The sequence below is a fragment of the uncultured Ruminococcus sp. genome, assembly GCF_937915125.1.
Taxonomy (GTDB): Bacteria; Bacillota; Clostridia; order Oscillospirales; family Ruminococcaceae; genus Ruminococcus_C.
Genome location: NZ_CALDMP010000077.1, coordinates 15,077 through 26,860 on the forward strand (window position 1 = coordinate 15,077; position 11,784 = coordinate 26,860).

Below are 11,784 nucleotides of genomic sequence, written 5' to 3' on the forward strand. Positions count from 1 at the left end.
GTCAGATGAAACAAAAAGCGGAGTGAATACTTTGTGTATTCACGAGCATTTTTGTGAAATATGACGGAAAAGATGCAAGCATATGACGTGCAAAGCCGGCAGGCGCTCTTTGTGTGGTGTTGCCTTAAGGCAACACCACACATTGGAAGAAAAATTGCGGGCAGCTGATAGCTTCCCCTACATAACGCAAAAACGCCCTGCGTTTTCCGAACGGAGCCGCAGGGCATTTTCATTCACTCACATATGACACGCTTCACAATTCTCGCAGTCCGGGAAAATCTTCGGGTCATAGGCGATGTTATTTTTATCATAGTAATCCTTGATTGCTGCCTTGATTGCCTCCTCCGCCAGCACGGAGCAGTGCAGCTTGTGGGCAGGCAGGCCGTCCAGAGCCTCGGCAACCGCCTTGTTGGTCAGTTCCATTGCCTTGGACAAAGGCTGTCCAAGGATCATTTCCGTTGCCATGGAACTGGATGCAATGGCAGAGCCGCAGCCAAATGTCTCGAACTTTACGTCCTTGATGATATCATCCTCAATTTTCAGATAGATTTTCATGATATCGCCGCACTTGGCATTGCCGACCTCCCCCACGCCGTCTGCATCCTCAATGACGCCGACATTCCGGGGGTTCATGAAGTGATCCATGACCTTTTCACTGTATAACATAGGTTCTTCTCCCTTCCTGCAAGTCACGCCATACCGGAGACATGCTGCGCAGATATGCCACAACCTCCGGGATGGTCTGAATCATATACTCTACTTCTTCCGGCGTATTCTCCTCCGACAGAGTCAGGCGCAGTGAACCATGGGCAATCTCGTGGGGTCTGCCGATGGCGAGCAGCACGTGACTGGGATCCAACGAACCAGAAGTACAGGCAGAACCGGACGATGCGCAGATACCCTTTGCATCCAGCAGGAGCAGCAGGGATTCGCCCTCGATACCCTCAAAGCAGAAGTGCACATTTCCCGGCAGACGCTCTGTCCGTTCACCGTTCAGCACGCTGTGGGGAATCTGGGACAGTCCCTCAATGAGCCGATCCCGGAGCGAGATCAGATAGGCAGCGTTTTTGTCCAGATTTGCACAAGCCTCTTTCAGCGCCGCCGCCATGCCCACGATAGCAGGCAGATTTTCCGTGCCGGCACGCTTGTTCCGTTCCTGTGCGCCGCCGTTGATCAGACTACGCAGGAGTACGCCCTTTCTGGCATAGAGTACGCCCACACCCTTGGGACCGTGAAACTTATGCGCCGACAGGGACAGCAGATCAATGTTCAGGGATTTTACATCAATAGCAACATGCCCAACCGCCTGTACGGCATCAGTATGGAACAGCACGCCCTTTTCCCGGCACACTGCACCGATCTCCGCAATGGGTTCGATGGTACCGATTTCGTTGTTGGCAAACATCACGCTCACCAGGCAGGTATCCGGACGGATGGCATTTGCCACTTCCTGTGCCGTAATACGTCCTGTTCCGTGGACATCCAGCAAAGTGACTTCAAAGCCTTCCTCCTCCAGCTGTTTCAGGGTATGGAGAATAGCGTGATGCTCAAAAGCCGTGGAAATAATATGCTTTTTGCCCTTTTTCGCACCGTAGTATGCCGCAGAGCGCAGCGCCTGGTTATCGGCTTCGCTGCCGCCGGAAGTGATATAGATCTCTCTCGCCTCACAGCCCAGGCAGTCTGCAATATCCTGCCGCGCTTTCACCAATGCCTCTGCCGCAGCCTGTCCCACATGGTGCAGGCTGGACGGATTGCCGTAGATCTGGTCAAAATAGGGCAGCATTGCATCAATGGCAGTGCGGCTTGTCTTTGTGGTTGCAGCATTGTCTGCATAGATTTGCATTGGAATCCCTCCCATGGAAAAGAAAAATCTGTAGGGGCGGTTACTAGCCACCCGCGGAAAAATCATTCGCAAACGGAGAACACAGGCGGATCATATCCGCCCCTACACCCATATATAAAAGTGATGATTTACTGAATCGCCTGGAAACCGTGCTCCAGATCCGCCAGAATATCGTCAATATGCTCCGTACCGATGGAGAGACGAACTGTTGTGGCAGTAATGCCGGCTGCCAGCAGTTCCTCCTCTGTCATCTGGGAGTGTGTGGTAGAAGCCGGATGAATGACCAGAGACTTTACATCTGCCACATTTGCCAGCAGAGAGAACAGCTCCAGAGATTCCGTAAACTTCTGCGCCTGTTCCTTTGTACCATTCAGTTCAAAGGTGAAGATGGATGCGCCGCCGTTGGGATAATACTTGTCGTACAGTTCCTTGTCACGTCCGGTTGCCAGAGACGGGTGATTTACCTGCTTTACCTGGGGATGCTTCTTCAGGAATTCTACTACCTTCAGGGCATTCTCCACATGGCGCTCCACACGCAGGGACAGTGTTTCCAGACCCTGTAACAGCAGGAACGAATGGAAAGGAGACAGGCATGCGCCGGTATCTCTCATGAGGGTCGTGCGAAGCTTCATGATATAGGCAATATTGCCGCATGCTTCGGTAAAGACAACACCATGATAGGACGGATTCGGCTTGGACAGACCCGGATACTTGTCGCTTGCTGCCCAGTCAAACGTACCGCCGTCCACAACAACACCGCCCATAACAGTACCATGGCCGCCGATGAACTTGGTTGCGGAATGTACCACGATATCTGCGCCGTGCTCCAGCGGACGGAACAGGAACGGTGTTGCAAAGGTATTGTCCACAATGAGAGGCACGCCGTTCTTGTGTGCGATCTCGGCAATAGCCTCCATATCAACTACATCGGAGTTGGGGTTGCCCAGAGATTCTACATAGACAGCCTTGGTGTTGGGGCGGATGGCATCAGCGATATTCTTCGGATCGTGTGCATCCACGAAGGTAGTCTCAATACCGATCTCCTGGAATGTATTGGCGAACAGGTTATAAGTACCGCCGTAAACGGTCTGGGAAGAAACGATATGATCCCCTGCACCGGCAATATTGCGGATGGCATAATCAATTGCTGCCGAGCCGGATGCTGTTGCCAGTGCTGCTGCGCCGCCTTCCAGAGAAGCGATACGCTGTTCGAATACATCATTGGTGGGGTTCATGAGACGAGTGTAGATATTGCCGGGCTCTGTCAGTCCAAAGCGGCCTGCCGCCTGGGCGGAATCCTTGAATACATAAGAAGTTGTGGCATAGATCGGCACAGCTCTTGCGTCTGTGGTGGGGTCAGCCTGTTCCTGTCCTACATGTACCTGTCTTGTCTCGAAACGATAATTCTGATTTGCCATAATTTTAATTCCTTTCTATTCAGCCGCCCGAAGGGGAGGATTTTTTCTACACTGCTATTATATCACTATATTCCTATATCGTCAATAGGTTTTATATGTATTTATGGAATATTTGCAATTTGTACAAAACTATGCCGGTGTTTGAGATTGTAATGCCGCAGGTAACTGTACCACGTTTTTGGGGATTAAGATTAAGATTGCGTTGTAAACGTCCCACCGGGACGTTTACAAGATTTTACTTGATGAGATGGTTTCACAAGGGGAAAGCGGTCTTGTTCGCTTTCCCCTCGAAAAGCTGTCGCTTTTCTCACCCCTTTTCTCCGCGCGCCGAAAGTACGGCGCAGGGTGTTTCGCCGCCTGCGGGCGGCGACCAGGGACGCTGTCCCTGGACTCTGCCAGCATTTTTGAAAAATTGCTGGATCAAAAAACTTCATTGCCGCCTGCGGCGTGGTGATATTTTAAGGCAATACCGCGCAAAGATTGTGCGTCAGATGCGCCGTCAGTTTTTTCGTCAGATGAAACAAAAAGCGGAGTGAATACTTTGTGTATTCACGAGCATTTTTGTGAAATATGACGGAAAATATGCAAGCATATGACGTGCAAAACCGCTAGGCGCTCTTTGTGCGGTGTTGCCTTAAATGACTGATTTTATAAAAACAACCCGACGGGCTTGCCGGGTCGTTTCGTTGTTCTGCTTAAAGGGTATATCCGTCGGCACGAAGTGCGTCAATGAGATCCCCCAGAATTTCCGCATTGGTGGAAGAAACCGAGTGCAGCAGCAAAATCTCGCCGCCGTGGGCATGATCCTCCAATCGTTCCAGAGATTGTGCCGGGTCGGGCTGGGCATCTGTTTTCCAGTCCACATAGGCATCGCTCCAGAACAGGGTGCGGTAGCCGCATTCCTGTGCGGTCTCCAGTGCCGCCTCGGAATATTCTCCGCAGGGGCAGCGGAAATACTGCATTTCATAGTCATAGGTGTCCAGCACATACTGGTGCAGATCCATGATCTCCGCCTTTGCCTCAGATTCCGACAATGTCGGCAGGCTGGCGTGGGTCATACCGTGGTTTCCCAGAGTGTGTCCCTCTGCAATCATCCGTTCCACCAGTTCTGTCTCCTTTTTGGCATAATCACCGGTCAGAAAGAAGATGGCGGATACGTTTTTCTCCTGCAATGTGTCCAGGATCTGTGCCGTATAGCCGTTTTCATAGCCCTGGTCAAAGGTCAGAATGATCTGGCTTCGATCGGGCGTTGTGGCATATGCGTCATATTCCGCATACTGTTCATCAAAAGCAAGCGCATCCAGCGGTCGGTTTTCGCTGTCCACCGCCGTGCCCTGCCCATAGCCGATGATCTGACTGCTGACCGCACTGACAGGCGCCACCGGAATGACTGCCGCTGTCAGCAGTCCGGACATCATGCCAGCGATCCAACGGTTCATATTGCATTCGCCTCCTTATTGCTGCTGTTGCAGCGGAGTTAGTATGCCCATGGACAGAATAATTTATACAAACGGAATAGACAAAAAGTTATCCTCCGTTCCAGCACATCGCAGGTTCGGAGGATATTTCCGACAGCCTTTGTTCCGCTTGTACGCAGAATGCCGTGCTGTTTCTGTACGATCATAGAAATGCTCATTCATGTATTCTGCCTTGTCTCCGGCAGAGCATGGGATGACGCTCAGTTGCCCAAATAGGACTTTACCAATGCCTGGAGCAGCTCATCCCGGTCGATGTGCCGGATGAGACTTCTGGCATTGTTATATGTGGTTATGTAGGTGGGATCCTCGGAGAGGATGTAGCCTACAATCTGATTTACCGGATTATATCCCTTTTTCGTGAGCGCATCATATACAAGCATCAGCGTTTTCTTCATCTCGATCTCTTTTTCATCATTGACAGAAAACGTCATGGTTTTATCATACATGATAAATCAACCTCCTTCGGAACTTGGATACTTTTCTATTATATCCGAATTTTATGCGATGCACAAGAGATTCCTACTTTTTTTGCCGTTTTGCAACTGAATACACCTTGTTTTTTGTGCAACATGACGAATGATTTGTGCTATTTTCCAATATGTACAGAGAAAGGGACTGGTTTGTCCCTTTCTCCGGCATGGTTTCGCCTGGGTTCTTCTTAGCCCTGTGCGCCGGTGGTGCGCTTTACGAAAGAATCGCAGTTGGTACACTCCGGTACAGTGGGGTTGGACTCGTGTGTGCCTACACAGATGCAGTCCAGACCGCAGTAGTTCTCTGTCACCATGTTATACTTACACTGGGTAACAGAGCATTTGATGTTGCTGTTTTTCTTTTTCATTTCCATGGCAAATTCTCCAGTTCTGAAAATGTTACTGCTGCGGCAGCATGTCCCATTTCTGCCGCCCCGCTGGAACGACGTTATTTAGGCAATACCGCGCAAAGCCGACAGGCGCTCTTTGTGCAGCGTTGCCTTTATAAGCAGACTGCCGTATCAGTACAGTTCCAGTATGCCCGTTCCTGCAAATTCTATGCACAAACCTGCAAATGTTTTGTGGTTTTTTCGAATTGACAAAAAAGTAGAAAAAATGATATGATAAAAATAGAAAATGGGGATTTTTTACATCACAGTGAACAATGTGCATCATCACAGTATCCTAACTTTTCCCTGTATTGCAGAAAAAACATCTGGAATCCTGTCTTTTTCACAACGGCAGACAAAATCCCCAAAACCGCCCAAAATTTGTGTGCATTTTGCATGAAGTTTACAATATTACGTTGACTTTTATATGCAAATATGATACAATAAATAATGAAGCAATTGGGATTTTCATGAAAGGATGGATGACTATGAAAAGAATATCGCAGCGATGTATGGCGATTCTCACCGCGATGCTGATGGCACTGGCTATGTTGACTGTACTTGCAGCATCTCTGCCCCGGGAATCTGTCTCGGCAGAATCTTCTGTGCCGACCCTGCATATCGGTTCGGTACAGATCGACATGGAACAACTGGAAAAAGATCACTATCTGGTGACTGTTCCCATTACATTCCCCGACAACCCTGGTTTTGAAATTCTGCAGTGCGGCGTTTCGTGGGATACACAGCATATGGTCGCACTGGGCGGAAGATGTACCAATGATGAAACATCTCCGCTGTTCGCATATTCCCCCAACAATGATTTCATGTGGGCAACTTATCTTGGAAAATTCAGCGGAACAGATCTGTTCTCTGTTACATTCCAGCTCAGCGAAGATGTACAGGTGGGAGAAAGCTTCCCCATAAATGGCGTTTATGAAGATTATAACCACAACCCGGCGCAGTATGCCAACTCATCTATGGAGCATTTTAACCTGGAGTATATCTCCGGAAGCATTACGATTGTAAATAATGTGATTCCGGAAGTCAGCCTGGAAATCGGCGAAGAAGGTGTTGCAAAGGCATCCATGCGGGATCTGGAGGAGAACGACTATATCGTAGAAGTTCCCATCCGTGCCACCGTCAACAACGGATTCTGTGGCATGGAGTTCGGCGTTGCATGGGACAACACCCAGCTCATCGCCGAAGCGCCGTCCGGCAACACGCCGGACGGTCTGTCCCTGCTGCCCACCTTTGATAACGACAGCGGAACAGGATGGGTTCAGGTTTTTGCCGACGAACGATATACCGGCAGCGACATCTGTACCCTGCGGTTCCGTGTACCGGATAATGCGAAGCCAGCGAGCTCCTATGAGATCCGCCTCACTGAAACAGGCTCCGGCGGAGAAAAAGCAGACGTCACCAATTCTGACAACAATTCGGGCACGCTAAACCTGTGCGTGGGCACCATCCGCATTACTTCGACACAACCGGTAAGTTCCTATGCAAACGGCATCGTTTCTCTGCCGGACATTGAGATCACACCGGAAGATCTGGCAGCAAATGATTATCTCATCCATGTGCCCGTATGTATCTCCAAAAACAGCGCCTTTACCCAGCTGGAATTCGGCGTTTCCTGGAACACAAATGATCTGAACCTTGTGGACTGTATCTGCGACGATGACAAAAACCTGGGTATGCTGACATCGTATTACGGCACAGGCGGCGGTATCTGGCTGCCCTTTCTCTACCGGGGTAAAAACGGCGCATATGTGGGCACTTCCCTTTGTACCATAAGCTTCCGGATTCGGCCGGATGCTGAGCCTGGAGACGTGTTCGAGCTGACAACCGCCGAATCTGACGGAGAAGGCGCTACTGCAATGATCGCCAACATCAAGGGTGAGTCCGGAAAAATCAGACTCAACTCCGGCAGCATTTCTATCGTATCTTCCGAACGAAGAGATGCAGTTGCATCGGTCAAGGTCGGGGATGTGGCCATTACCATGGATCAGCTGGAATATGATGATTATCAGGTGACTGTTCCCATTGCGCTTACCAAAAATGACGGCATTGCTTCAGTGGCATTCGGCGTTTCCTGGGACGCTGATACGGCGTTTCCTATGGATGCAGTAAGCTATAACCAGGAGTGCCTGGGACTGCAGTCCAACTTTTATACAGATGCGGGGATGATCTGGCTCAATTATATCAGCATCGACCCCAATGATAATTATGTCTACTATAATGTTAAACTAGGCTCTATTGTCTTGGAACTATCTGAAACCGTCCAGCCGGGTGATGTGATCCAGCTTTCGGCTGTGAACACCGCCGCAAACGGCGTGGCAGCAAGTGCTGTGGATGCCAGCGGTGACTCCACCATTCCGCTTCTGGAATCCGGTTCTATCCGTATCATTGATGATACGATCACGACAGAAGAGACTACCGAAACGACACCGCCCCAGGAAACAACAACGACAACGACAACAACGATAACAACATCATCAACAACAGAAAGTACTTCCATAGAAAGCACTTCCGCAGAAAGCACAACAGAGACAACAACGACTGTCACAACACAGACGACCGCTTCTGCAACGGTTGTCACAGAAACACACACAACTACGCAGAAAACCGGCAACCGCCTAGAACGGGAAAGTCTCAGTATCGCAGTAGGCAAAAGCATTTCCCTCACATTTCTCCCGGAAAAGGGAGACGGCGATGACTGTGTATGGCTCAGCAATGATCCTAAGATCGCCTCGCTGACTGCCGGAAACACGCCTGCCCAAGTCATGATCTCCGGAAATGCCATCGGCACAACGGAAGTGATGGTGCTCTATGATGGACAGGTCTATACCTGTAAGGTAACCGTTACATCAGGAGATCGTTTCGGCGATATCAATCTGGACAACACCAAGGATCTCACCGATCTGGTTCTGCTGAACAAGTGTATCGCAGGCTCACTGGGCGATCTCTCCTCAGAAGCACTGGAAAATGCAGACATCAATCAGGACGACTATATCGACTGCAAAGATGCACTGCTCTTGTTACAGCAGCTGCTCGAAGCAGGAATCATCGCATGATTCCTGTGCGATACAGCAAATCACATACGAACTTTCCTCCTTTTTCCATACACCTGAATAGACTGCTGCAAACCGGTAAAATCAAGGTTGTTTGCAGCAGTCCTTTTTTTGCATACTTTCCGAAAAAGCACACTTTTAAAATTCCATATTTATCCATTCAAAATTTATAGTCAGAAGCAGATTTGTACCGATTCCCATGAAAAAAGCTAGTACCTGCAAGAGAAAACGGCGTTTTTGTCTTTTCTGTAAATTTTTAATAAGATTCGTAGACAGGGTTGCATTCCTGCGGAATCTATGGTAAAATAGATAAATAAGAAGGGTGCAGTCAATCTGTATTAGATATTTTGCTGTATTTTCCCATGCCAAAAAATTCGAAACGGCACAGCCTAACTGCACTGCGCAAAGCGACCGAAACAAATTGAAAGAGGAATCAAAAATGAATGACTGTGGTATTAGCAAGCTTGATTTAAAAAGACGAAATCGTATGCAGATTCTGCGAGTCGTCCGGGAACAGGGGCCTATTTCCCGTGTGGATATTTCCAGCATACTTCAGATCACGCGTGCAGCCGTAACCATTATTACAAATGAAATGATCGACCAGCACATTCTGGAAGAAATCGGCGAGGAACCGGTAGAGCCGGGCATGGAAGTCAGAAAAGGCCGCCGCAAAATTCTCCTGGACATCAACGAAACCTTTAAATTTGCCATCGGCGTTTATATTGATGAGAGAGAGATCTCCATCGGTCTGACTACACTGAATTCCGCCGCATTGGACAAAAAAACCATTTCTCATGACGGCAGCATCTCTGTGTCGGAAATCATTGATCTGATCGATTCTTCTATTACGACCATGCTGCAAAACAGCTGTCTGACAAAAGAAAATCTCCTGGGCATCGGTATCGGTGTCATGCCGTCTATGTATCAGAAAATGGGCTGTGAGACCAATCAAGAGGAAAAGCCCTGTTTCCCGGTATTCCAGCAGCAGCTGGAAGAGCGCACAGAGCTGACGGTATACATGGACAGCGCCATTACAGAGTTTGCTATGGCAGGCATCCACTATAGAGAAAGTCACGCCAAATCAGAGAACCAGGTGTTCTTGTACTGGGATGACAAGCACTATTGTGCGATTCCCATGCACGGCAATATGCCCCTTGCAGGTGTCATGAACTCCGGCGATTTTGTGGAATCTCTCAGTGTCGACCCCAACGGAAAGCCTCTGGAGGGATATCCCCAGGGAAGTGTCCGTGCTGAGTTGTCCCCGGAGGCCCTTGGTGAACTGGTATCGCCGCTCTTCCAGGACGGCAAAACACCGGAGCTCAGCAGGCTCCTGGACGGCGACCTGTCCCGTATCACACTGGCATCCCTGCTGACGGCATCCGAGACAGACGAGGCTCTGAAGCCTCTCGTTGCATCTGTTCTGAAAAAATTCTGCATGATGCTGTATAGTCTCCACTGCCTGTACTTTACAGAATATATCTGTCTCTACCGCTTCGGTTTCACAGAACAAAATCTGGATATGATCCGGATGGCTGCAAATGAATTTGCCGGCGAAAAGTTTGCGGAATCGATTCTGCTCAGCCCCATCGGCGATCGTTATCATTTCCTCTGCGGCTGTACATATATCATCCAGCTTGGATTTTTCCAGCGGGGCGGTTTAGCATAAACGGTAGAAAACAGGAAAAACCTTGCTTTTTGTTTTTTCTGCGAGAACACTTGCACTCCAGTGAAAGATGTGGTATAATAGAATGCGATGTGGCGGCAGCAATGCCGCACGACAGATTTTTGCAGAAGGAGCAGACCCGAAACCGGGTCAGGTGAGGAAAATGAGAGTATCAGAGATGAACCGTGAAGCGCTGGAAGCGTTTCAAGCAGAATGTCAGAAGCAGTATGCCGCATTTCAGGCAGCAGAATTGAAGCTGGATATGTCCAGAGGCAAGCCGTCGCCGAAGCAGCTGGATCTGACCAATGGCATTACCACCTGCCTCTCCGAGGAGGACTACCGTGCAGAAAACGGACTGGACTGCCGTAACTATGGCTGTCTGGACGGTCTGCCGGAGGCAAAGGCATTTTTTGCGCCTATGCTGGGCGTAAAGCCGGAAGAACTGATCGTCTGCGGAAACTCCAGCCTGAATATCATGTACTGGGCAATGTCCCTCGCCATGACAAACGGCGTTCTGGGCGAAAAGCCCTGGGGCAAGTATGACAAAGTAAAGGTGCTCTGTCCGGTGCCGGGCTATGACCGCCACTTTGCAGTGAGCCAGTTCCTGGGCATGGAGCTTGTGAATGTTCCCATGCGGGAGGATGGCCCGGATATGGATATGGTAGAGCGTCTGGTGGCAGAGGATGACACCATCAAGGCCATCTGGTGTGTTCCCATGTACTCCAACCCCGGCGGCGTGGTTTACAGCGACGAAGTGGTAAAGCGTTTTGCAGCGCTGAAGCCCAAGGCAAAGGATTTCCGTATTTTCTGGGACAATGCCTACTGTGTACACCACCTGACCGACAATCCTCCGGTACAGGCAAATCTGCTGGAAGAGGCAAAGAAAGTCGGCAACGAGGATATTTGCTATATGTTCGCATCTACCTCGAAGATCACCCATCCGGGTTCCGGCGTTGCCATGGTCGCAGCCAGCGAGAACAATCTGAAGTATCTGAAAAACGCCCTGGGCTTCTCCACCATTGGCTATGATAAAATGAACCAGCTGCGCCACCTGCGATTCTTTGACGGCAAATTTGAGAATCTGGTAGCGCATATGAAGAAGCATCAGGCGCTCATCGCACCGAAGTTCCGCATTGTCATTGAGACACTGGAGCGTGAGCTGAGCGATCTGGGCATTGCAAACTGGTCCGATCCTCTGGGCGGCTATTTCATCTCCTTCAATCAGAAGGGCTGTGCAAAGCGCATTGTTCAGCTGTGCAAGGAAGCAGGCGTGGTACTGACTGGTGCAGGTGCATCTTTCCCCTACGGCATTGATCCGGAGGATGAGAACATCCGTATTTCTCCCACATTCCCCACAGAAGAGGAATTGCAGAAGGCAATGGATGTGTTCGTATGCAGCGCAAAATTGGCAGCAGCAGAACAGGCTCTGGCAAAGTAACCCCAATTATCCAT

9 protein-coding genes are annotated in these 11,784 nt (G+C 49.7%); 3 read left to right on the forward strand and 6 right to left on the reverse strand.

What is annotated here, in order from left to right:
• Positions 1-237 precede the first annotated feature (237 nt).
• From nifU to Q0418_RS07800, 6 genes are all read right to left on the reverse strand, one after another.
• Positions 238-666, reverse strand: coding sequence for a Fe-S cluster assembly scaffold protein NifU (nifU, locus tag Q0418_RS07775; RefSeq protein ID WP_298483572.1), 429 nt, complete (start codon positions 664-666; stop codon positions 238-240).
• Positions 653-1,843 carry a cysteine desulfurase NifS gene (nifS, locus tag Q0418_RS07780; RefSeq protein ID WP_298483573.1) on the reverse strand — a complete coding sequence of 397 codons (1,191 nt, stop codon included), beginning with the start codon at positions 1,841-1,843 and terminating at the stop codon, positions 653-655. The genes nifU and nifS overlap by 14 nt, the downstream gene beginning before the upstream one ends.
• 128 nt (positions 1,844-1,971) lie before the next feature.
• Positions 1,972-3,261 (reverse strand): O-acetylhomoserine aminocarboxypropyltransferase/cysteine synthase family protein, encoded by a 1,290-nt coding sequence (locus Q0418_RS07785; protein WP_298483574.1) that lies wholly within the window; start codon positions 3,259-3,261, stop codon positions 1,972-1,974.
• A 695-nt stretch (positions 3,262-3,956) separates the two neighbouring features.
• The gene (locus Q0418_RS07790; protein ID WP_298483575.1) at positions 3,957-4,700 is read right to left on the reverse strand and encodes a polysaccharide deacetylase family protein; all 744 of its coding nucleotides are present in this window, start codon (positions 4,698-4,700) and stop codon (positions 3,957-3,959) included.
• A gap of 239 nt (positions 4,701-4,939) precedes the next feature.
• Entirely contained in the window at positions 4,940-5,185 is a 246-nt protein-coding gene (locus Q0418_RS07795) for an IreB family regulatory phosphoprotein (protein ID WP_295219858.1), read from the reverse strand.
• Positions 5,186-5,397: 212 nt separating this feature from the next.
• Positions 5,398-5,583, reverse strand: coding sequence for a DUF1540 domain-containing protein (locus Q0418_RS07800; protein ID WP_298483576.1), 186 nt, complete (start codon positions 5,581-5,583; stop codon positions 5,398-5,400).
• A 503-nt stretch (positions 5,584-6,086) separates the two neighbouring features.
• Here Q0418_RS07800 and Q0418_RS07805 point away from each other — a divergent pair.
• The 3 genes from Q0418_RS07805 to Q0418_RS07815 all read left to right on the forward strand — a co-directional run bounded on the left by Q0418_RS07805 (position 6,087) and on the right by Q0418_RS07815 (position 11,770).
• Positions 6,087-8,672 (forward strand): dockerin type I domain-containing protein, encoded by a 2,586-nt coding sequence (locus tag Q0418_RS07805; protein ID WP_298483577.1) that lies wholly within the window; start codon positions 6,087-6,089, stop codon positions 8,670-8,672.
• A gap of 484 nt (positions 8,673-9,156) precedes the next feature.
• Entirely contained in the window at positions 9,157-10,335 is a 1,179-nt protein-coding gene (locus Q0418_RS07810) for a hypothetical protein (protein ID WP_298483578.1), read from the forward strand.
• Positions 10,336-10,495: 160 nt separating this feature from the next.
• The gene (locus Q0418_RS07815) at positions 10,496-11,770 is read left to right on the forward strand and encodes an aminotransferase (RefSeq protein ID WP_298483579.1); all 1,275 of its coding nucleotides are present in this window, start codon (positions 10,496-10,498) and stop codon (positions 11,768-11,770) included.
• Positions 11,771-11,784 lie beyond the last annotated feature (14 nt).

Excerpts from the sequence above, each read along its gene's own strand:
- nifU (WP_298483572.1), bottom strand. The coding sequence starts at position 666 with ATGTTATACAGTGAAAAGGTCATGGATCACTTCATGAACCCCCGGAAT.
- nifS (WP_298483573.1), bottom strand. The coding sequence starts at position 1,843 with ATGCAAATCTATGCAGACAATGCTGCAACCACAAAGACAAGCCGCACT.
- Q0418_RS07785 (WP_298483574.1), bottom strand. The coding sequence starts at position 3,261 with ATGGCAAATCAGAATTATCGTTTCGAGACAAGACAGGTACATGTAGGA.
- Q0418_RS07790 (WP_298483575.1), bottom strand. The coding sequence starts at position 4,700 with ATGAACCGTTGGATCGCTGGCATGATGTCCGGACTGCTGACAGCGGCA.
- Q0418_RS07795 (WP_295219858.1), bottom strand. The coding sequence starts at position 5,185 with ATGTATGATAAAACCATGACGTTTTCTGTCAATGATGAAAAAGAGATC.
- Q0418_RS07800 (WP_298483576.1), bottom strand. The coding sequence starts at position 5,583 with ATGGAAATGAAAAAGAAAAACAGCAACATCAAATGCTCTGTTACCCAG.
- Q0418_RS07805 (WP_298483577.1), top strand. The coding sequence starts at position 6,087 with ATGAAAAGAATATCGCAGCGATGTATGGCGATTCTCACCGCGATGCTG.
- Q0418_RS07810 (WP_298483578.1), top strand. The coding sequence starts at position 9,157 with ATGCAGATTCTGCGAGTCGTCCGGGAACAGGGGCCTATTTCCCGTGTG.
- Q0418_RS07815 (WP_298483579.1), top strand. The coding sequence starts at position 10,496 with ATGAGAGTATCAGAGATGAACCGTGAAGCGCTGGAAGCGTTTCAAGCA.